Annotated in this window: 16 protein-coding genes; 12 read left to right on the top strand and 4 right to left on the bottom strand. The window is 64.4% G+C overall.

The genetic code is table 11. From position 1 onward, the window contains the following. Positions 1-7 precede the first annotated feature (7 nt). Positions 8-1,216 carry an ammonium transporter gene (locus FQ664_RS10620; protein WP_144171878.1) on the bottom strand — a complete coding sequence of 403 codons (1,209 nt, stop codon included), beginning with the start codon at positions 1,214-1,216 and terminating at the stop codon, positions 8-10. 313 nt (positions 1,217-1,529) lie between these two features. On the opposite strand from FQ664_RS10620, the gene FQ664_RS10615 reads away from it, so the two are divergent. The 8 genes from FQ664_RS10615 (at position 1,530) to dacB (ending at position 10,644) form a co-directional block, all read left to right on the top strand. Continuing rightward, on the top strand, positions 1,530-1,844 hold the full coding sequence (locus FQ664_RS10615; RefSeq protein WP_144171877.1) for an ElaB/YgaM/YqjD family protein: 315 nt from the start codon (positions 1,530-1,532) through the stop codon (positions 1,842-1,844). 9 nt (positions 1,845-1,853) lie between these two features. After that, the gene (locus FQ664_RS10610) at positions 1,854-2,228 is read left to right on the top strand and encodes a phage holin family protein (protein ID WP_144171876.1); all 375 of its coding nucleotides are present in this window, start codon (positions 1,854-1,856) and stop codon (positions 2,226-2,228) included. Continuing rightward, complete coding sequence (locus FQ664_RS10605; RefSeq protein WP_144171875.1) at positions 2,225-2,551, top strand: hypothetical protein; 327 nt, start codon at positions 2,225-2,227, stop codon at positions 2,549-2,551. Before FQ664_RS10610 ends, FQ664_RS10605 begins: the two co-directional genes overlap by 4 nt. 189 nt (positions 2,552-2,740) lie before the next feature. Beyond that, complete coding sequence (locus FQ664_RS10600) at positions 2,741-4,072, top strand: deoxyguanosinetriphosphate triphosphohydrolase (protein WP_144171874.1); 1,332 nt, start codon at positions 2,741-2,743, stop codon at positions 4,070-4,072. 284 nt (positions 4,073-4,356) lie between these two features. After that, entirely contained in the window at positions 4,357-4,974 is a 618-nt protein-coding gene (locus FQ664_RS10595) for a response regulator transcription factor (RefSeq protein ID WP_144171873.1), read from the top strand. 8 nt (positions 4,975-4,982) lie between these two features. Then, positions 4,983-8,615, top strand: a complete 3,633-nt coding sequence (locus tag FQ664_RS10590) for an ATP-binding protein (RefSeq protein WP_144171872.1) — start codon at positions 4,983-4,985, stop codon at positions 8,613-8,615. A gap of 41 nt (positions 8,616-8,656) precedes the next feature. Then, positions 8,657-9,001, top strand: coding sequence for a YggL family protein (locus FQ664_RS10585; protein ID WP_004376110.1), 345 nt, complete (start codon positions 8,657-8,659; stop codon positions 8,999-9,001). A 185-nt stretch (positions 9,002-9,186) separates the two neighbouring features. After that, positions 9,187-10,644, top strand: a complete 1,458-nt coding sequence (gene dacB / locus FQ664_RS10580; protein WP_144171871.1) for a D-alanyl-D-alanine carboxypeptidase/D-alanyl-D-alanine endopeptidase — start codon at positions 9,187-9,189, stop codon at positions 10,642-10,644. 130 nt (positions 10,645-10,774) lie between these two features. Here dacB and FQ664_RS10575 read toward each other — a convergent pair whose 3' ends face one another. After that, positions 10,775-13,165, bottom strand: coding sequence for a sensor domain-containing diguanylate cyclase (locus tag FQ664_RS10575; protein WP_144171870.1), 2,391 nt, complete (start codon positions 13,163-13,165; stop codon positions 10,775-10,777). 94 nt (positions 13,166-13,259) lie between these two features. Further along, complete coding sequence (rlmKL, locus tag FQ664_RS10570; RefSeq protein ID WP_144171869.1) at positions 13,260-15,452, bottom strand: bifunctional 23S rRNA (guanine(2069)-N(7))-methyltransferase RlmK/23S rRNA (guanine(2445)-N(2))-methyltransferase RlmL; 2,193 nt, start codon at positions 15,450-15,452, stop codon at positions 13,260-13,262. Positions 15,453-16,012: 560 nt separating this feature from the next. Between rlmKL and rmf the strand changes: the two genes are divergently transcribed. After that, positions 16,013-16,228 carry a ribosome modulation factor gene (gene rmf / locus FQ664_RS10565; RefSeq protein ID WP_003248687.1) on the top strand — a complete coding sequence of 72 codons (216 nt, stop codon included), beginning with the start codon at positions 16,013-16,015 and terminating at the stop codon, positions 16,226-16,228. Positions 16,229-16,440: 212 nt separating this feature from the next. On the opposite strand, the gene FQ664_RS10560 is transcribed toward rmf, so the two are convergent. Further along, positions 16,441-17,463: a quinone-dependent dihydroorotate dehydrogenase gene (locus FQ664_RS10560; RefSeq protein WP_144171868.1), complete on the bottom strand. Its 1,023-nt coding sequence runs from the start codon at positions 17,461-17,463 to the stop codon at positions 16,441-16,443. 248 nt (positions 17,464-17,711) lie between these two features. On the opposite strand from FQ664_RS10560, the gene FQ664_RS10550 reads away from it, so the two are divergent. The 3 genes from FQ664_RS10550 to FQ664_RS10540 all read left to right on the top strand — a co-directional run bounded on the left by FQ664_RS10550 (position 17,712) and on the right by FQ664_RS10540 (position 20,909). Continuing rightward, on the top strand, positions 17,712-18,926 hold the full coding sequence (locus tag FQ664_RS10550) for a CmpA/NrtA family ABC transporter substrate-binding protein (protein WP_144171867.1): 1,215 nt from the start codon (positions 17,712-17,714) through the stop codon (positions 18,924-18,926). A gap of 12 nt (positions 18,927-18,938) precedes the next feature. After that, the gene (locus FQ664_RS10545) at positions 18,939-19,514 is read left to right on the top strand and encodes an ANTAR domain-containing response regulator (RefSeq protein ID WP_144171866.1); all 576 of its coding nucleotides are present in this window, start codon (positions 18,939-18,941) and stop codon (positions 19,512-19,514) included. 183 nt (positions 19,515-19,697) lie between these two features. Then, on the top strand, positions 19,698-20,909 hold the full coding sequence (locus FQ664_RS10540; RefSeq protein WP_144171865.1) for a nitrate/nitrite transporter: 1,212 nt from the start codon (positions 19,698-19,700) through the stop codon (positions 20,907-20,909). Positions 20,910-20,915: the final 6 nt, after the last annotated feature.

The raw sequence follows: 20,915 nt of genomic DNA, 5'->3' as shown, positions 1-20,915 counted from the left end.
ACCTGGCTCAATCCTGGCTGGTGGCGCCGATACGGTGCAGAGACAGGTCCGCGCCCTGGAACTCCTGCTCATGGCTCAAGCGCAGCCCATGCAGCGCGCGGATCGCACCGTAGACGGCGAAGCCACCGGCCAATGCCACCAGTATGCCCATCAGGCTGCCCAGCAACTGGCTGCCCAGGCTGACACCGCCCATACCGCCCAAGGCCGCCTGGCCGAAGATACCGCAGGCAATGCCACCCCATGCACCGCACAGGCCATGCAACGGCCACACGCCCAGCACATCGTCGATCTTCCAGCGGTTCTGCGCCGCAGTGAAGGTCCAGACGAACAGCCCGCCCGCCACCAGGCCGGTGGCCAGCGCACCGATCGGGTGCATCAGGTCGGAGCCGGCACAAACTGCCACCAGCCCGGCCAGCGGCCCGTTATGCAGAAAGCCCGGGTCGTTGCGCCCGGCCAGCAAGGCCGACAGGGTGCCTCCGACCATGGCCATCAGCGAGTTGATCGCCACCAGGCCGCTGACACCCTGCAGGGTCTGGGCACTCATGACGTTGAAGCCGAACCAGCCGATGATCAGGATCCACGACCCCAATGCCAGGAAGGGAATGCTCGACGGCGCAAACGCCACCAGCCGGCCATCGCGGTAGCGGCCTCGACGCGCGCCCAGCAGCAGCACCGCCGCCAGCGCCAGCCAGCCGCCCATGGCATGCACCACCACCGAGCCGGCAAAATCATGGAACGGCGCGCCGAAGCGTGCCTGCAACCAGGCCTGCACGCCCAGGTTGCCGTTCCACACCACGCCCTCGAAGAACGGGTAGATGAACGCCACGATCAACGCCGTGGCACACAGTTGCGGTACGAAACGTGCCCGCTCGGCAATGCCCCCGGAGATGATCGCCGGGATCGCCGCGGCGAAGGTCAGCAGGAAGAAGCACTTGACCAGCGCATAGCCATGGTCGGCCGCCAGCGCCGCCGCTGGCTGGAAGAAGCTGACCCCGTAGGCGATCCAATAGCCGATGAAGAAATACACCAACGCCGAGATGGCGAAATCGCTGAGGATCTTCGACAAGGCGTTGACCTGGTTCTTGTAGCGCACCGTGCCCACTTCGAGAAACGCGAAGCCGGCATGCATGGCCAGCACCAGGATGGCGCCCATGAGAATGAACAGGGTGTTGGAACCATGGACCAGGGAGTCCATCGCGCTGTGCATGTTTTCCATGAAATAGGCAGACCTGCTGAAAAAGGCACCAGGACAGTTCAAGAACCTGCATCCATGCACCGAATCGGTGCCAGCCACCTGCCCTGTTTCGGTGAGCCGGGCGGAGCCTGCGTGGTTTTTTCTTGGGTTTGTCGTGGATTGGGTTAAGGTTTATCGGTATCCGCTGCTTTGGCGCCCTGAATCGGCGCAATACCCGTATGGGGCGCCCCGCAACGTGGCAAAGCTTTAGCAAGGCTCATACCAGCGCCGGCACTTGAACCTTCCGTGCGTGCTATCACTCGAACTACCAACACTCATCGACAGGGAGACACCCATGGCCAGCAAATCGGCAAAGACTGCACAAGAGGTATTGATGGCTGACTTCCAGGCACTGGTCCGCGACACCGAGAAGCTGCTGGCCGACACCGCCAACCTGGCCGGCGACCAGGCTGACGAGTTGCGTGAACAGATCCACGAGCGCCTGGCCCAGGCCCGCGAAACCCTGCAGCTGACCCAGGACTCGGTGCGTGAACGCGGCCAGGCCGCACTGGGCAGTGCCGAGCAGTACGTGCAGGAAAACCCATGGCAGGCGATCGGCATTGCCGCTGGCGTCGGCCTGTTGATCGGCCTGCTGGCCAACCGGCGCTAAGGGGTTCCCATGGAGAATGACGCCAACGGCGCCAGCGCCTCGGGCAAGCGCCTGGGCGCGGCTGCGCTGGGCCTGCTGCACAGCCATATCGAACTGTTCGGTATCGAGTTGCAGGAGCAGAAGGGCCGCACCTTGAGCCTGCTGCTGTTCGCCGGCCTGGCCCTGGTCTTCGCCCTGCTGCTGCTGACGGCACTGTCCGGGCTGTTGCTGGTGCTGCTGTGGGACAGCTATCGCCTGGCCGGCATCATCGGCCTGTGCGTGTTCTACGGCATCGCCGCGCTGTACTGCGGGTTGCGCCTGAAGGCAGCGGTGTTCGACGAATCGTCGCCGTTCGGCGCCACCCTCGAGGAACTCGCCAAGGACCGGGAGGGCCTGTTGCCATGAGCCTGCCTGAACTGCCAAACACCCGTAACCCGCGCGAACTGCGCAAGGCGCTGCTGCGCCTGCGCATGGAAATGCACCGCCAGGAAATCCGCCATGAGTCCGCGCAACTGCTGGAGCCGCTGCGTCGCGTGCGCGGCATGGGCAGCTCGCTGCACGACGGGCTGGGCATCAAGCATGCGCCGCTGTGGGGGATTGGCGCCGTGGTAGCGCTGGGGTTCTTCACCGGCAAGGGCGTGCGCAGCGGCAACCTGGCGCGGCTGTTGCGCCTGGGCAGCAGCCTGCTGCCGCTGCTGCGCCTGTACTTGCAAGGCCGCCGCCCCTGAACGTTTTCTGTCGACTGCACCGGCCCTATCGCCGGCAAGCCGGCGCCCACAGAAATTGCACATGGCTTGAGGCCGATGCGATCGAGGTGGGAACCGGCTTGCCGGCGATAGGGCCATTGCAGGCGTCCCCCTTGCGCCGCCCTTCCCGACACCGGAAGCTATACCCCTCGATCCACAGGAGACCGCGCCTTGGACTGGCACACCCTGCTTACCCGCGAACGCCTGGGCAAAGCCCTGTACAGCGCCGATGAACTCGGACGCAGCCCCTTCCACAAAGACCACGACCGCATCATCTTCTCCGGTGCCTTCCGCCGCCTCGGGCGCAAGACCCAGGTGCACCCGGTTTCCAGCAACGACCATATCCACACACGCCTGACCCACTCGCTGGAAGTCAGCTGCGTCGGCCGCTCGCTAGGCATGCGCGTCGGCGAAACCCTGCGCGACAGCCTGCCGGACTGGTGCGCCCCCAGCGACCTGGGGATGATCGTGCAGTCGGCCTGCCTGGCCCACGACATCGGTAACCCACCGTTCGGCCACTCTGGCGAAGACGCCATCCGCCACTGGTTCCAGCAGGCCGCCGGGCGTGGCTGGCTGGACGACATGAGCGGCGACGAGCGCGCCGACTTCCTCAACTTCGAAGGCAACGCCCAGGGCTTTCGCGTACTCACCCAGCTGGAGTACCACCAGTTCGACGGCGGTACCCGGCTGACCTATGCCACCCTCGGCACCTACCTGAAGTACCCGTGGAGCGCACGCCACGCCGACGCCCTGGGCTACAAGAAGCACAAGTTCGGCAGTTACCAGAGCGAGCTGCCGCTGCTCGAGCAGATCGCCCGCAAGCTCGGCCTGCCGCAACTGGAACACCAGCGCTGGGCGCGCCACCCGCTGGTCTACCTGATGGAAGCCGCAGATGACATCTGCTACGCGCTGATCGACCTGGAAGACGGCCTGGAAATGGAGCTGCTGCAATATGCCGAAGTCGAAGCGCTGCTGCTCGACCTGGTCGGCGATGACCTGCCGGAAACCTACCGCCAGCTCGGCCCTGGCGACTCCCGGCGGCGCAAACTGGCGATCCTGCGCGGCAAGGCCATCGAGCACCTGACCAACGCTGCCGCCCACGCCTTCGTCGAGCAGCAGCAGGCCTTGCTGGCCGGGCAACTGGCGGGCGACCTGGTCGAACACATGCACGGCCCGGCCAAACGCTGCGTGCTGCAGGCCAAGGACATGGCACGCAACAAGATCTTCCAGGACAAGCGCAAGACCCTGCACGAGATCGGCGCCTACACCACCCTGGAGATTCTGCTGAACACCTTCTGTGGTGCCGCCCTGGAACAGCACGGTGGGCGCACGCCCTCGTTCAAGAGCCGCCGGGTACTGGACCTGATCGGCAACAATGCTCCCGACCCGCACGGTTCGCTGCACAGTGCGTTCCTGCGCATGATCGACTTCATCGCCGGGATGACCGACAGCTATGCCAGCGAAATGGCCCGGGAAATGACCGGGCGCTCCAGCCCGACCTGAGCCCTGCCGGTGCTGCCCGGGGCATCGCCCGGAGCTGCACCGCGCACTGTGGGAAACTTCCTACATATACTGACGGCAAGTTAAACAGCGCGAATAAAAACAAATGAAAAGTTACCAATCACGCTTTGACATCGAGTTAAACACGCCTGTTTCGTAGCCCGTTTTGTTTTATCTTGTAAGCCATTTCCCATATAGGGCTAATAGCCCTTCCTCGCATGCCCGATGACTTCCAACTGCGATAAGGTTTTGCCTGTCACCCTCAATCGCCCGCAGGGAAGTTGAACATGCATTCCATATTTATTGTCGACGACCATCCCGTCATCCGCCTGGCCGTCCGTATGTTGCTGGAAAATCAGAATTACAAGGTTGTCGGCGAGTCGGACAACGGCGTGGACGCCATGCAGATGATTCGCGAAACCGCCCCCGACCTCGTCATCCTCGACATCAGCATACCCAAGCTAGACGGGCTGGAGGTGCTTGCCCGCTTCCAGGCCATGGCCCTGCCCCTGAAGGTGCTGGTACTGACCGCGCAGTCTCCCGCATTGTTTGCCGTGCGCTGCATGCACTCCGGTGCTGCGGGCTACGTGTGCAAGCAGGAAGATCTGAGCGAACTGCTCAGTGCAATCAAGGCCGTACTGGCCGGTTACAACTACTTTCCCAGCCAGGCAATAAAGCATAACCAGGCGGAAGATGCCGACTCGCAACTTTTCCGCCAGGTGAATGACCGCGAACTGATGGTATTGCAACTCTTCGCCCAAGGCCGCAGCAACAAGGAAATTGCCAAGGGCATGTTCCTCAGCAGCAAGACCGTCAGTACCTACAAGAAGCGCCTCATGCACAAACTTCAGGTCAATACGCTGGTCGACCTGATCGAAATGGCCAAACGCAACGCGCTGGTCTGAGGGTAGTCATGGCCCGTCCTTTCGTTCGCCTGCTGCTCCCTCTGCTCCTGTTCAGTGGCGTGGCACAGGCTACCCCTCACGAGGCCTCGTCCTATGCCTTGCTGGCGCGGTCATCGGCCAGGCCAACACCGCCTGCGCTCACGGACGAACAACGGCAATGGCTCGAAAGCCGTCAGGAACTGGTGCTGGGGACCTCGGCACCGGACTACCCGCCCTTCGACATCACCAGTGGCGGCCGCGACTACCAGGGCCTTACCGCCGAGTACGCGAGCCTGATCGGCAAGGCCCTGCAGTTGCCCGTGCGGGTGCTGCGCTTTTCCAGCCGGCAAGCGGCGGTGGAGGCGCTCCGGCACGGTGATATCGACCTGCTTGGCAGCGCCAATGGCTACGAAGCGGCCAGCGATGGCCTGGCGCTGTCGCATCCCTATGCCATCGACCAACCGGTGCTGGTAACGCGCGAGGACGAAAGCCGGGCGCTGGACATGGGCCTGACCGACATGCGCCTGGGCATGCTCTACCACTACCTGCCCCGCCAGGAGGTGAACAGCGCCTACCCCAAGGCCGAGCTGCTGGCTTTCGGCTCGTCCAGCCAGGCCCTGAATGCCGTGGCGTTCGGCCAGGCCGACGTATTCATCGGCGATACCATTTCCACCCACTACCAGCTCAATCGCAGCCACCTGCCGCGCCTGCGCATGGCCAGCTTCGGCAAGCACGAAGCGATCGGCTTCGGTTTTGCCCTGCGCCACCAGGACAAGCTGCTGATGGAGCTGGTGAACACCATCCTGGACAGCCAGACCCCGGCCATACGCGCCAGTATCTTCAAGCGCTGGAGCGCCGGTAGCGATCTGCTGCTGACCGACCGCAGGCTGCAACTGACCGACGCCGAAGAACAATGGCTGCAGGACCACCCGGTGATGCGCGTGGCGATCGATGACACCGCTGCACCGGTCTCCTATTTCGATAGTTCGGGGCACTTTCGCGGTATCACCGCCGACCTGCTCGAGCTCATTCGCCTGCGCACCGGCTTGCGTTTCGAAGTGCAGCGCGCCAGCGGCCTCGCCGACATGATTGCCCGCCTCAAGGATGGCCGCGCCGATGTCATCGCCGCACTGGCCACCGGCGGGGTGAGCGAAGACGACCTGCGAATCAGCCGGCCCTACCTGGAAAGTGCCTATGTGCTGGTTAGCCGCAAGGACAAAAAGCCCTTCACCTCGCTGGAGCAACTGCAGGGGCATCGCATCGCCATTACCCGCTACAGTGCCATGGACGCCATGCTGTCGCGGCACCATCCGCAAATCGGCTGGGTCGAGACCGAAAGCGCGTTCTATTCCATCGCGTTGCTCAACAGCGGTGCCGTCGATGCGGTGATCACCACCTTGATCGACGCCAACCACGCCCTGGCCGGCAACCCCGAACTGGTCATCCGGGCCACCGTCGGCAGCGAACCTGCCGACTTCGCCATGGCCACCAGCGCCTCGTCACAGGCGCTGGTGTCGATCCTCGACAAGGCGCTGCTGAGCATTTCGCCTGAAGAACTGGGGGTAATCAACAACCGCTGGCGTGGTTTCAGCCTGCACGAGGATGGCAACGACCAGGGCTACCGTCGGCTGGCGATCCAGGTGGTACTGGGCACCGCCGTGCTGTTGCTGCTGGCCTTGCTATGGAACGCTCGCCTGCGCCTGCAGATTCGCCAGCGGCAACGCGCCGAACGGGCGCTGAACGACCAGTTGGCGTTCATGCGCGCCCTGCTCAATGGCACCCCCCACCCCATGTACGTGCGAGACCGCGAGGGCCGCCTGCAAAGCTGCAACTACAGCTACCTGGAAGCCGTGCAGGCCCGCTCCGACGAGGTCATCGGCAAACACCTGGCGGGTAGCCTGTTCGCCGATTGCGAGCAGACCCGGCAGATCCACGCCGATTATCTGAAGGTGATGGCCGAGGGTTCGCCGCTGATCATGGACCGGCCGCTACGGATCAAGGGCCGCGAGATGACCATCTACCACTGGATTCTGCCGTACCGCGACTCACTGGGTGAGGTGCAGGGCATCATCGGCGGCTGGATCGACATCAGCGATCGCCGGCAGCTGGTCATGGAGCTGCGCCAGGCCAAGCAGCAGGCCGACGATGCCAACCGCGCCAAAAGCACGTTCCTGGCTACCATCAGCCACGAAATCCGCACCCCGATGAATGCGGTCATCGGCATGCTCGAGCTGGCAGTCAAGCGTGCCGACCAGGGCCGGGTAGATCGCAACGCACTGGAGCTGGCCCACCATTCGGCCAAGGACCTGCTGGGCCTGATTGGCGATATCCTCGACATCGTGCGCATCGAGTCCGGGCACTTGTCCCTCGCCCCGGAGGCCGTCGACCTGGCGGCCCTGGTCGAATCGGTGGGGCGCATTTTCGAGGGTCAGGCGCGGCAGAAAGGCCTGGCCCTGGAGGTGATGATCGCGCCGGCCGCACGCTGCCACGCCCTGCTCGACCCCCTGCGTTTCAAACAGGTCCTGTCCAACCTGGTGAGCAACGCCATCAAGTTCACCGAGCATGGCCAGGTGCGCATCTGCGTCAACCTGGTAGAGGACGGCACCAGTACCCCGGCAGTGCTGGAGCTGGAAGTGCGCGACAGTGGCATCGGCATCCCCGCCGACGACCTGCAACGCCTGTTCAACCCGTTCATCCAGGCCAACCCGCATAGCCAGGGCGCCCGCGCGGGTACCGGGCTGGGCCTGGCGATCTGCCGCAACCTGTGCGAAATGATGGGCGGCAGCCTGACCATCAAGAGCCTGGAAGATGTCGGCACCCAGGTGCGTCTCAAGATGCCGCTGCAGCGGGTTGATGCCGCAACGCAGCCAGCCCCGCTGATCGAGAACCTCGACGTACCCGACCCACGGCTGAACGTGCTGGTGATCGACGACCACCCGGCCAACCTGCAACTGATGGCACAGCAGCTCGGCTACCTGGGCCTGGAGCACGCCAGCGCCCGCGACGGACGCGAAGGTTTGGCTACCTGGCGGGCGGGCGATTTCGATGTGCTGGTGCTCGACTGCAATATGCCGCACATGAACGGCTACCAGCTGGCCACCGCCGTGCGTACCGAAGAACGCCATGGCAATCGGCCGCGCTGCACCATTCTCGGCTACACCGCCAACGCGCAGCCGGAGGTACGCCGCAAGTGCCTGAGCGCCGGCATGGACGACTGCCTGCTCAAGCCCATCAGCCTGGGCACTCTCAGCCAACGCCTGGCCAACATCCACCCGCGCCGCCAGCAAAAACGGCGGCGCAAGCTGTACCACCTGGACGGCCTTGCCGCAGTGGTCGGGCATGACCCGAACGACCGCCAGCGGTTCCTGCAGGCCTTGCAGCAGAGCCTGCAGGCCGACCTCGCCACCTTGATGGCGCTGCATCCGCAGCACGACAGCGGCGCCATTGCCGAACAGGCGCACAAGGTGCTCAGCGCCGCGCGGATGCTGGAAGCCCCCAAGCTGATGGCGGCCTGCGAGGCCCTGGAGGCCAGCGACTTGCCCACTGCCCAGTTGCGCCTGCGACGCCAGGCACTGGCGCGGCATATGTGCCGGGTAGAACGTGCCCTGGCCAAGGAGCTGGCCACAGGTTCCTGCACACAGACAGGCAGCCAGGCGTGTTAACTGGTAGACTGCGCGGCGTTATTACCTAAGAGGATTGTTTCATGGCCACAAACCGCTCCCGTCGTCTGCGCAAGAAGCTGTGTGTCGACGAGTTTCAGGAATTGGGCTTCGAGCTGAACCTGGAATTCAAGGAAGATCTGGATGACCAGGCAATCGATGCTTTCCTCGACGCGTTCCTGGCAGAAGCCATGGACGCCAACGGCCTGGACTATGTAGGCGGTGACGATTTCGGCCTGGTGTGCTCGGTCAAACGCGGCTCGGTCAGCGAAGAACAGCGTGCAGCCGTTGAAGCCTGGCTCAAAGGCCGCAGCGAACTGACCAAGATCGAAGTCAGCCCGTTGCTGGACGCCTGGTACCCGGAAAAACCGATCAACAAGGCCGAGTAATACCGGCCCGGCTCGATCGCTGAAAAGGCCACCCCTATGGGTGGCCTTTTTCATTGGCGTGCTTTTCCGTCGAACGTGGCGCATCGTCGCTGCGCTTGGGGCATAATGCGTATTCTTTCATCCTGGGGCCATCATCCCTTACAGCCCCAATGCCCTTTTCCCTCGCCGTAGGGTATTTATTCATTATGATCAAAACGCTTCGTCCCCTCGTTCTTGCCGGCCTGCTGTTGCCACTCGCCCTGCCCAGCCAGGCCGCCGCCGTCAATACCACACTGCCTGCCAAAGTGCAGCAGGCCCTCAAGGCCAACAAGCTGCAGGACTCTGCCCTGTCGCTGGTGATGCTGCCGTTGGACGGCCCCGGCACACCGACCGTATTCAATGCCGACGTCTCGGTGAACCCGGCCTCGACCATGAAACTGGTCACCACCTACGCCGCCCTCGAACTGCTCGGCCCGACCTTCCAGTGGAAGACCGAGTTCTACACCGACGGCACCCTGAGCAACGGTGTACTCAACGGCAACCTGTACCTCAAAGGTGGCGGCGACCCGAAACTGAACATGGAAAAGCTGTGGCTGCTGATGCGTGACCTGCGCGCCAATGGCGTGCGCACCATCACCGGCGACCTGGTACTGGACCGCAGTCACTTCGTGCAGCCCAACCTGCCGCAGTTCAACGACGACGGCGGCGATGAGAACAAGCCGTTCCTGGTCAAGCCCGACTCGCTGCTGGTCAACCTCAAGGCCCTGCGCTTCGTGGCCCGCAACGATGGCGGCAAGGTCACCATCGCGGTCGAGCCACCGATTGCCAGCATCCGTATCGACAACCAGGTCAAGGCCGTGGCCTCCAAACAGTGCGCGGGTGATGTGCGCTACAACCCGGTGCAGCAGGCCGATGGCATCAGCGTAACGGTCAGCGGCCAGTTGGGTGACGGCTGCAACTCGCAGACTTATCTGTCGCTGCTCGACCACCCAACCTACGCTGCCGGTGCCGTGCGCGCGATCTGGAACGAGCTGGGTGGCAGCATCCAGGGTGGCGACCGCTTCGAGAACGTGCCCAAGGGCGCACGCCTGCTGGCCCGCGCCTTCTCGCCAGACCTGGTGGAAGTGATCCGCGATATCAACAAATACAGCAACAACACCATGGCCCAGCAGCTGTTCCTGAGCCTTGGCGCGCAGTTCCGCACCGATGCCGATGGTGACGATGCCCGCGCCGCCCAGCGCGTGGTGCGCCAGTGGCTGGCGAAGAAGGGTATTACCGCGCCGCACCTGGTGATGGAAAACGGCTCCGGCCTGTCCCGCGCCGAACGGGTAAGCACCCGGGAAATGGCCGCGATGCTGCAGGCCGCCTGGAAGAGCCCCTATGCTGCCGAATTCATGAGCTCGATGCCGCTGGTGGGCATGGACGGCACCATGCGCAAGCGCCTCAAGCGCACCGCCATGACCGGTGAAGGGCACATCAAGACCGGCACGCTGAACACCGTGCGGGCGATTGCCGGCTTCAGCCGTGACAGCAACGGCCATACCTGGGCGGTGGCGGCGATCCTCAACGACCCGAAACCGTGGGGCGCCTCGCAGGTGCTCGACCAGGTACTGCTGGACCTGTACCGCCAGCCGAAACTGGCCGGCAGCACGGCAGCCAACTGATCGTCAGCCAGTCCCGGCCCTTTCGCGGCTAAAGCCGCTCCCACAGGTACAGCGCAGGGTTCAAGACCTGTGATGTACCTGTGGGAGCGGCTTTAGCCGCGAAAGGGCCGGTACCGACAATCGCGAACGCTCAAGCCACCCCCCCCTCCACCCGGTCCCGCCCGCCCTGCTTGGCCGCATACACCCCTGCATCAGCCCGCAACAACAAGGCATCGGCCCCTTCCCCCGGTCGCCAGCCCGCCACCCCAAAACTCGCGGTCACCTTGCCCACACCTTCCACTGGAACATCGCGCACCCCTTGCCACAGCTCCAGCGCCAGCAGCCGTGCCTGCCTGGCATCGCTGCCCGGGCACAGCACCATGAATTCCTCGCCACCCAGCCGGCAGAACACATCGGTACGCCGCAAACGCTGGCCAATCCGCAGGCACAGGCTGCGCAGCACGCGGTCACCGACGGCATGGCCGAAGCGGTCGTTGATGCGTTTGAAGTGATCGATGTCGAGCATGATCACCGCCAGGGCCAGGCCGTCGCGCTGAGCCCGTTCCAGTTCGACCTTGAGCCGCTGCTGGAAGTAGCGGCGGTTATGGATGCCGGTCAGCGAGTCGGTCACCGACAGCGCACGCAACTCTTCCTCCACACCCTTGAGATCGGAGATGTCCGTCAGGTAGCCATGCCACAAGGTACAGCCCTGCTCGCCTACTTCCGGGGTCGCCTCGCCACGCACCCAGCGCAGCCCGGCACGCGGCAGGCAGACCCGGTATTCTTCGCGCCAGGGCGACAGGTGTTCGGCCGAGTCACGCACCGACCGGCGCACGCGCTCCAGGTCATCCGGGTGGATGCGCTCGAACACCACCGAGGCATCCTCGCGCAACTGCTGCAGGTCGACTTCGTAGATGTCGTACAGGCCCTTGCTGGCGTACGGAAAACAGGAATGGCCGTTACCATCCAGGCGGTACTGGTAGATGCCCCCCGGTACCTCGGCACTGAGCTTTTCCAGCAGGCGGTCACGTGCCGCCAGCGCCTCATGCACCCGACGCCGTTCAGTGACATCAATGCAGATCGCCAGGTAACCAATCCACAACCCCTGTTCATCGAGCATGGCGGTAACCAGCATATTGGCCACCAGTTGGCTGCCATCGGCGCGCAACAAGGTCCACTCCCCCGGCTCGGCGCCATGCTCCTGCACCGTTTCGGCGAACATGGCCTGGCCACCTGCAATCGGCCGGCCGTAACGCAGGCTCAAGGCATGGGCACGCAGGCTCAACTCTTCGGGCAGCACCAGATCCTCAAGGCGCAGCTGGCCGATCGCCTCGCTGGCCGGGTACCCGAGCATGCGCTCGGCGCCGGCGTTGAAAGTGCTGACCACGCCCTTGAGGTTGGTGGCGATGATCGCCACCTGGGTTGCGGCATCCAGCACGCTACGCAGCTGGTTATGGGTGCCACGCAGGGACTGCTCGCTGACCCGCAGCTCGGCGGTGCGCTGCTCGACCATGGCCAAGGCGCGCTGGCGCTGGCTGAACAGGCTGTAGAGCAAAACGCTGAGCAGCAGGCTCAACAAACCGCCCAGCAGGCTCACCGCCAGCACCGCGGAGGAACGATTGGCCCGCACGAAGGCCAGGCTCGGCCGGATACTCAGCTGGAAGTGGCGGTCAGCCAGGTGCAACAGCTGGTTGCTGACCAGCGGCAGGGGTGCGACCGGGTTCTGCGAAGCGAACATCACTTCGGGGCCATGCAGCCCGGTGGGGTCGACGATGCGCACGACCAGATTGTCGTCTGCCGCCACCGGTTGTCCGTCACTGACCAGCTCACGCATGCTCAGCAAGGCCATCACATAGCCCACTGCCGCGCCGCGGGGGTTGGCATCGGAAAACACCGGCGCCACCATCAGCAGGCCACGCGCATCCGAGCTGGTATCGAACATGGCCAGTGGCTCGGACACCGCCATGCTGCCCGGCCCCAGCGCCCGCGCCAAGGCCGCCAGGGGCACATCCTGGCCGGCGAGGTCCAGCCCATAGGGCAGCCCGGGCAATTCACCCGACTGGGTATAGAGTACCGGGAAGTAATGGTCGCGCTGGGGGGATGGGCGCCACTGGCCTTGCGCATTCTGGTCGCGGATCACATAGCCCGGGCCAGAATGTGCACTGGCCTGGCGCTCGAACTCGGCGCGTTGCGCGGCTTCGACACGCGGCGCCCAGGCGTAGGCCAGGGTCCGCTGCAGCAATGGCCGGGCGTAGCCGTCGAACTCGTGGGGGGTGATTTCGTTGGAAAAGCTGAAAAACCGCCGCAGCCCGTCCAGGCGCTGCTGCTGTTCGTCAAATCGCTCGGCGATACGGCTGAAACGCTCGCTGGCCAGCAGCTCGAAGCGCTGGCGCAACTGCTGCTTGTAGAAGGTTTGCGCGGCAAGCGCCAGAAAGGCCGTCAGCAGGCCGCCCGCGACCAGGGCGACCAGCGCGACCGCCCAGGCGGACACCGCCTCTGTGCACAGGCCAAGCAACCGCGCACGCACGCCACCCTTTGACATACACCCATCTCGTCACGTCAGCGTCCTGCGGATTATCTTGCCCTGCCCTCAGTTATAGCTATTGGCCATTAGCCGCGCAACGTACCTCGTCGCCTTAACGAAGCTGTAAACGCCAGGCACGATGGATACGGTTATTGCGGGCGAAGTCCGGGTCCAGGGTCTGGGCCGTGATTTCCTCCACCGCGTAACGCGCCATCAGGTGCTCGTCCAGCTGGAACTTGCGGAAGTTGTTGGAGAAGTACAGCACGCCACCCGGCGCCAGGCGGGCCATGGCCAGGTCCAGCAGTTGCACGTGGTCACGCTGCACGTCGAACACGCCTTCCATGCGCTTGGAGTTGGAGAAGGTCGGTGGGTCGATGAAGATCAGGTCGTAGCTGTCGCGGTTGCCTTCCAGCCAGGCCATCACATCGCCCTGCTCCAGACGGTTGCGCTCGGAGAAGCCATTGAGCGCCAGGTTGCGCCGCGCCCAGTCCAGGTAGGTTTTCGACAGGTCGACGCTGGTGGTGCTGCGGGCGCCGCCCTTGGCCGCATGCACGGTGGCCGTGGCGGTGTAGCAGAACAGGTTGAGGAAGCGCTTGCCTGCGGCCTCGCGCTGGATGCGCATGCGCATCGGGCGATGGTCAAGGAACAGGCCGGTGTCGAGGTAGTCGGTGAGGTTGACCAGCAGCTTGACGCCACCTTCGTTCACTTCCTGGAAGCGGCCTTCGGTAGCCTGGCGCTCGTACTGGCGCGTGCCGCTCTGCCGCTCGCGCCGCTTGAGCACCACCCGCTGTGGTGAAATGCCCAGGGCCTGCGGGATGGCTGCCAGCGCGTCGAGCAGGCGCGCCTGGGCCTTGTCCGGGTCGACCGAACGTGGCGCGGCGTATTCCTGCACGTGCACCCAATCCTGGTACAGGTCGACCGCCAAGGCATATTCAGGCATGTCGGCATCGTACAGGCGGTAGCAATCGACCTGCTCGCGGCGCGCCCACTTGCCCAGTTGCTTGAGGTTTTTCTGCAGGCGGTTGGCGAACATTTGCGCCCCTTCCGACAGACGCGCTGGCTCGCTGGCCAGCGCAGCCTGCTGGCGGCTTTCCGCGCCTTCAGGCTGCGCCTCGCGGCGCTCGCCGGTGACGAACTGGTCAGGCTGCACCTTGAACAGCAGCAGCTTGCACGGCAAGGCGCCGTTCCAGAACGCGTACTGCTTGTGGCTGCGAATGCCCATGCGCTTGCCCAGCTGCGGCGCGCCGGTGAACACCGCTGCCTCCCAGCCCATGCAGGCCTGGCGCAGGCGCTCACCGAGGTTCTGGTAGAGGTACAGCAGGCTGGCTTCGTCACCCAGGCGCTCGCCATAGGGCGGGTTGCTGATGACCAGGCCTTTCTGGTTCTGGTCCGGACGCGGCTCGAAGGTGCTGACTTCACCCTGGTAGATCTTCACCCAGTCGCCCAGGCCGGCACGCTCGACGTTGTTGCGCCCTGGCTGGATCAGCCGCGGGTCGGCCTCGTAGCCACGGATCCACAGCGGTGGCTTGGCCAGGCCGGCCTGTGCCCGCGCCTGCGCCTCGTCATGCACCTTGCGCCACAACGCCGGCACATGGCCGAGCCAGGCACTGAAGCCCCAGCGTTCACGCTTGAGGTTGGGCGCGATATCGGCGGCGATCATCGCCGCTTCGACCAGGAAGGTACCCACACCGCACATCGGGTCGGCCAGCGCGCCGCCTTCGCCGGCAATGCGCGGCCAGCCGGCGCGGATCAGCACCGCCGCCGCCAGGTTTTCCTTCAGTGGCGCGGCGCCTTGCTGCAGGCGGTAGCCACGCTGGTGCAGGCTGTGCCCGGAGAGGTCGAGGGAGAGAATGGCTTCGCCACGGTCCAGGCGCAGGTGCACGCGCACATCCGGGTCGATCTTCTCCACCGACGGGCGCAGGCCTTCGCGGTTGCGCAGCTTGTCGACAATCGCATCCTTGACCTTCAGCGCACCGAAGTGGGTGTTGTCGATGCCCGAGCCATGGCCGCTGAACTCCACCGCCAGGGTGCCGTCGGCTGCCAGATGATCGGCCCAGTCAACTGCGTGCACGCCGTCGTAGAGGTCGTCGGCGTTCTTCATGGAGAAGCGCTTGAGTACCAGCAGCACCCGATTGGCCAGGCGTGACCACAGGCACAGGCGGTAGGCGGTTTCCATGTCGGCGGCGCCGCGAATGGCCGAGGTGTGCTCGCGCACGTCATCCAGGCCGAGGCTGCGGGCCTCTTCGGCAAGCAGGCCTTCCAGGCCTTTGGGGCAAGTGAGATAAAGTTCGAAACGGTCCGACATGAGTAATCCAGCGCCTTGGGCTATTTGACTGACGGGGCGACGCATCGCCCCGCGATGTTTGCCCGCATACCTTTCCAGCAGGCGTGCGGGTGGCCTTTCCCGCCACGCAGCGTGCGATGAAAGGCCGGGCCGCCTGACCGATCTGCGCTTGGCCCGGTGGCAAAGACAGCTTAGATCATCAGGCAGTACGAAAAATTCTGGCGATACCAGGGCCGATGTGACCCTTCGTCGCATTTCAAATTATTTCTGTCATCCGCAAGCAACGCTGGCGAAATGACGTCAATGATCGGCAAACCCTGATCATAGCGGGCTCAACGCCAAACAAGGTTGAGTCGCATTTACTTACTTATCTCCTGACCCTTGGAAAGGTTACGTGCTTATGACAAATCGATCATTCACAGCGTGACTCGCATTCGATAGAACTGGTCTCAGGCCGCTTCGCAACGAGGTGGCACTTTCAGCTCGCCACGCCGGCAGCGAGCGCACACCGGCAGAAAGACTCTGCCCGGCCTCGGAGAGGCCGACGGGACATTACAGTCAACAAGTGAGGGCAACACCCTATGAGAAGACTTAAGCGTGATCCGTTGGAAAGAGCATATTCACGTGGCTACCAATACGGGGTCACCGGCAAATCCCGCGAACTTTGCCCCTTCAATCTTCCTTCTGTTCGCCAAGCCTGGATCAACGGCTGGCGCGAAGGTCGCGGTGATAACTGGGACGGAATGACTGGCACCGCTGGCATCCATAGACTCAACGAAAATCACGCCGTTGGCTGAACGAGGACACTGAATTCGATTCACCATGCACGCCCTATCCGGGCGGCGGGCGAAGGCCCAGGGGCCCCTTGACGGGGCCCTTTTTTATGGCTTCGAATCCATATCCGCGCTGGCTTTTTCGCGGGTAAACCCGCTCCCACAGGGACCGCACAGGTGTTGATAGCTGTGGGGCACCTGGGGGAGCGGGTTTACCCGCGAATAGGCCGGTCAGGTCAGCGCGGCATCGCAGCGATAGCGTCAACCGCTTCGCGAATCAGCGCCGGCCCCTTGTAAATGAAGCCCGAGTAGATCTGCACCAGGCTCGCCCCGGCAGCGATCTTCTCGGCGGCATGGCGGCCTTCGGTAATGCCACCGGCGGCAATGACCGGCAGCTTGCCACCCAGCTCACCCGCCAGCACCTTGACAATATGGGTGCTCTTCTCCAGCACCGGCGCACCCGACAGGCCGCCAGCCTCGCCACCATACGGCAGCCCTTCGACACCTTCACGGCCCAGCGTGGTGTTGGTGGCGATCACTGCATCCATGCCCGACTCCATCAGCGCGGCGGCTACCAGGGCGGTTTCTTCGTCGCTCATGTCCGGGGCGATCTTGATTGCCAGCGGCACGCGCTTGCCATGCGTGCCGGCCAGTTGCTCGCGGCGCTCGGCCAGGGCATCGAGCAGTTGCTTGAGCGAATCGCCGAACTGCAAGCTGCGCAGGCCCGGGGTGTTTGGCGAACTGACGTTGACCGTGATGTAACTGGCGTCGGCGTACACCTTGTCCAGGCAGATCAGGTAGTCATCGACGGCGCGCTCCACCGGGGTGTCGAAATTCTTGCCGATGTTGATGCCCAGCACGCCGTTGTAACGCGCAGCCCGCACCCGGCCGAGCAGGTGATCGACGCCCAGGTTGTTGAAACCCATGCGGTTGATGATGGCCGTAGCCTCCGGCAGGCGGAACAACCGCGGCTTGGGGTTGCCCGACTGCGGGCGCGGGGTGACGGTGCCGATTTCGACGAAGCCGAAGCCCAGCTGGGCGAAACCGTCGATGGCAGCGCCGTTCTTGTCCAGGCCGGCCGCCAGGCCCACCGGGTTGGCGAAGTTCAAGCCCATGACCGTAACCGGCAAAGCCGCCGGCTGCTTGCACAGCATACCGTTGAGGCCGAGACGGCCACCGGCGCCGATCAGGTCCAGGGACAGGTCGTGGGAGGTTTCCGGGGAAAGCTTGAACAGCAACTGGCGGGCCAGGGTATACATGGGCGGGCAAGGCTCGGGGTGAGTGAGGGGGCGATTATAGCCAGCGTAAGGCTGGCATGACAGCAAATCGTGGGGTTCTGTGGGAGCGGGTTCACCCGCGAACACCGGCGAAGCCGATGCCATCCACCGCGCGGCCTGCTTCGCGGATGAACCCGCTCCCACAGGGCCGCAAAATGGTGCCAATTCCCTTTGGCACATCGGTTGCACCAGTTCAGCCCACAGCTTTATAAATACGGGCGAGGAACCTTGTGAACACTGCACCCCGAGCAACGCCCCTGGCCTGGGTCAACGGCAGCGACGCGCCGGAAAAGCCCAGTCTGAACATCGGCTACATGGCCCTGACCGACTGCGCCTCGGTGGTAGTCGCCGCCACCCAGGGCTTCGCCCAGCAGCACGGCCTTACCCTCAACCTCAAGCGCCAGGGCTCCTGGGCCGGGCTACGCGACAAGCTGGTCAGCGGCGAGCTGGATGCCGCGCACTGCCTGTATGGCCTGGCCTACGCCGTGCACCTGGGCATCGGCGGTGTACCGGCCAGTGCCATGGCCGTGCTCATGGGGCTGAACCAGAATGCCCAGGCCATAAACCTGTCCCCGGCCCTGCAACGCAAAGGCGTGACCAACCCTGAAGCATTGGCGCGCTTGGTGCACCAGCATGGCGCACGCCTCACCTTTGCCCAGACCTTCCCCACCGGCACCCACGCCATGTGGCTGTATTACTGGCTGGCCAGCCAGGGCATCCACCCGCTGCGCGACGTCGACAGCGTGGTGGTGCCGCCGGCGCAAATGGCCGCACATATCCAGGCCGGGCGTATCGACGGTTTCTGTGTGGGCGAACCCTGGTCTGCCGATGCAGTGGCCACGGGCCAAGGCTTCACCCTGGCCACCAGCCAGGCGATCTGGCCAGACCACCCGGAAAAGGTCCTGGCCTGCGCCCGCGCCTTCGCCGAACAATACCCCAACAGCGCCCGTGCGCTGATCAAGGCGGTCCTCGCAGCCAGCCGCTTCATTGAGCAAAGCCCGGAAAACCGCCGCAGCACTGCGCAACTGCTCAGCAACAGCGCCTACCTGGACACCCCGCTGGCAAGTGTCGAACCGCGCTTGCTCGGCAGCTACCACGATGGCTTGGGCAACTACTGGCAAGACCCGCACGCCCTGCGCCTGCACGACCATGGCCGGGCCAACCTGCCGTACCTGTCCGATGGCATGTGGTTCATGACCCAGTTTCGCCGCTGGGGCCTGCTGCGCGAAGACCCCGACTACCTCGGCGTGGCCCGCCAGGTCCAGCAGCTGGCACTCTATAGCGAGGCGGCACAAAGCCTGGGCGTGGCCTGCCCCGAGCAGCCGATGCGCAGCAGCCTGTTGATCGACGGCAGCCGCTGGGATGGCAGCGACCCCTACGGATATGCCCGCAGTTTCAGCCTGCATGCCCTGGGCGACCTGCCCGATGCCCGTGTCGGCGCGTAAGGGGGGACAACCATGTTGCGCATCCTGCTGATCGACGACACCCAGAGCAAACTCGGCCGCCTCAAGGCGGCCTTGAGCGAGGCCGGCTTCGAGGTCATCGAAGCCCCAGGCCTGACCATCGACCTGCCGGCCTGCGTCGAAACGGTGCGCCCGGACGTGGTGCTGATCGATACCGACTCACCGGACCGCGATGTGATGGAACAGGTGGTGCTGGTCAGCCGTGACCAGCCGCGGCCCATCGTGCTGTTTACCGACGAACACGACCCCGTGGTGATGCGCCAGGCGATCCAGGCGGGGGTAAGCGCCTACATCGTCGAAGGCATCCATGCCGCGCGGCTGCAGCCGATAATGGACGTGGCCATGGCCCGTTTCGAAAGTGACCAGGCGCTGAAGGCGCAGTTGCTTGCGCGCGACCAGCAACTGGCCGAGCGCAAGCGCATCGAGCAGGCCAAGGGTTTGCTGATGAAGATGAAGGACTGCAACGAAGAACAGGCCTACACGCTGATGCGCCGCCAGGCCATGAGCCGGCAGCAGAAGCTGATCCAGGTGGCCGAGCAGATCATCGCCATGCACGAGATGTTGGGGTGATGGGGCTGAAAATCTCATGACCCCTGCCACCAGTTGGCCCATCTCTTGCTGAACAAATATCACCGGTAGCCAACGGCGGTTGCCCCACTTAATCCCCGACAAAGACGTCGCTCTCCCCTCCACCCCCATGGAGCGGGTAGCGGCGTCTTTTTCGTTCCGTTGCATTGCCGAGTGAGGTGTTCGATGAGTACCAGCTTCTGGAAATCCGGGCATGTGCCCACGCTGTTCGCCGCGTTCCTGTACTTCGATCTCAGCTTCATGGTCTGGTACCTGCTTGGCCCACTGGCGGTGCAAATTGCCGCCGACCTGCAGCTGAGTGCACAACAACGGGGCCTGATGGTGGCCACACCGATCCTGGCCGGGGCGATCCTGCGCTTCGCCATGGGCGTGCTGGTCGACCGCCTGTCACCCAAGACTGCCGGGCTGATCGGCCAAGTGGTGGTGATCGTTGCTCTCGCAGCCGCCTGGCACCTGGGCGTGCACAGCTATGAGCAGGCGCTGCTGCTGGGAGTGTTCCTCGGCTTTGCCGGCGCCTCGTTTGCCGTATCGCTGCCGCTGGCCTCGCAATGGTACCCGCCGCAGCACCAAGGCAAAGCCATGGGCATTGCCGGTGCCGGCAACTCCGGCACGGTGTTCGCCGCCCTGCTGGCCCCGGCGCTGGCCGCGGGTTTTGGCTGGAACAATGTGTTCGGCTTCGCACTGATCCCGCTGTCGCTGACGCTGGTGGTGTTTGCCCTGCTGGCACGCAATGCTCCGCAGCGGCCCAAGCCAAAAGCCATGGCCGACTACCTCAAGGCCCTGGGCGACCGTGACAGCTGGTGGTTCATGTTCTTCTACAGTGTCACCTTCGGCGGCTTCATCGGCCTGGCCAGCGCCCTGCCCGGCTACTTCAGCGACCAATATGGCCTGAGCCCGGTCACCGCCGGCTACTACACCGCCGCCTGCGTGTTCGCCGGTAGCCTGATGCGCCCACTCGGCGGCGCCTTGGCCGACCGCTTCGGCGGTATCCGCACCCTGCTGGGCATGTACAGTGTGGCGGCCATCTGTATCGCTGCGGTCGGTTTCAACCTGCCCAGCGCAACCGCCGCACTGGCACTGTTCGTCAGCGCCATGCTCGGCCTGGGCGCCGGCAACGGCGCGGTGTTCCAGCTGGTGCCGCAACGCTTCCGCCAGGAGATCGGCGTTATGACCGGGCTGATCGGCATGGCCGGCGGTATCGGAGGTTTCCTGCTGGCGGCCGGGCTTGGCACCATCAAGCAGCACACCGGCGACTACCAGCTGGGGCTGTGGCTGTTCGCCAGCCTGGGCTTGCTGGCCTGGTTTGGCCTGCACGGCGTGAAACAGCGCTGGCGCACCACCTGGGGCTCGGCTGCGGTTACCGCGGCGCGGGTCTGAGACACA

The sequence above is a fragment of the Pseudomonas persica genome, assembly GCF_900291015.1.
Classification (GTDB): Bacteria; Pseudomonadota; Gammaproteobacteria; order Pseudomonadales; family Pseudomonadaceae; genus Aquipseudomonas.
The sequence above is the reverse complement of the archived record's forward strand: the minus strand, read 5'-3'. Positions and strand labels throughout refer to the sequence as shown.

Excerpts from the sequence above, each read along its gene's own strand:
- FQ664_RS10545 (WP_144171866.1), top strand. The coding sequence starts at position 18,939 with ATGTTGCGCATCCTGCTGATCGACGACACCCAGAGCAAACTCGGCCGC.
- FQ664_RS10540 (WP_144171865.1), top strand. The coding sequence starts at position 19,698 with ATGAGTACCAGCTTCTGGAAATCCGGGCATGTGCCCACGCTGTTCGCC.
- FQ664_RS10585 (WP_004376110.1), top strand. The coding sequence starts at position 8,657 with ATGGCCACAAACCGCTCCCGTCGTCTGCGCAAGAAGCTGTGTGTCGAC.
- rmf (WP_003248687.1), top strand. The coding sequence starts at position 16,013 with ATGAGAAGACTTAAGCGTGATCCGTTGGAAAGAGCATATTCACGTGGC.
- FQ664_RS10610 (WP_144171876.1), top strand. The coding sequence starts at position 1,854 with ATGGAGAATGACGCCAACGGCGCCAGCGCCTCGGGCAAGCGCCTGGGC.
- FQ664_RS10605 (WP_144171875.1), top strand. The coding sequence starts at position 2,225 with ATGAGCCTGCCTGAACTGCCAAACACCCGTAACCCGCGCGAACTGCGC.
- dacB (WP_144171871.1), top strand. The coding sequence starts at position 9,187 with ATGATCAAAACGCTTCGTCCCCTCGTTCTTGCCGGCCTGCTGTTGCCA.
- FQ664_RS10575 (WP_144171870.1), bottom strand. The coding sequence starts at position 13,165 with ATGTCAAAGGGTGGCGTGCGTGCGCGGTTGCTTGGCCTGTGCACAGAG.
- rlmKL (WP_144171869.1), bottom strand. The coding sequence starts at position 15,452 with ATGTCGGACCGTTTCGAACTTTATCTCACTTGCCCCAAAGGCCTGGAA.
- FQ664_RS10615 (WP_144171877.1), top strand. The coding sequence starts at position 1,530 with ATGGCCAGCAAATCGGCAAAGACTGCACAAGAGGTATTGATGGCTGAC.
- FQ664_RS10595 (WP_144171873.1), top strand. The coding sequence starts at position 4,357 with ATGCATTCCATATTTATTGTCGACGACCATCCCGTCATCCGCCTGGCC.
- FQ664_RS10590 (WP_144171872.1), top strand. The coding sequence starts at position 4,983 with ATGGCCCGTCCTTTCGTTCGCCTGCTGCTCCCTCTGCTCCTGTTCAGT.
- FQ664_RS10560 (WP_144171868.1), bottom strand. The coding sequence starts at position 17,463 with ATGTATACCCTGGCCCGCCAGTTGCTGTTCAAGCTTTCCCCGGAAACC.
- FQ664_RS10620 (WP_144171878.1), bottom strand. The coding sequence starts at position 1,216 with ATGGAAAACATGCACAGCGCGATGGACTCCCTGGTCCATGGTTCCAAC.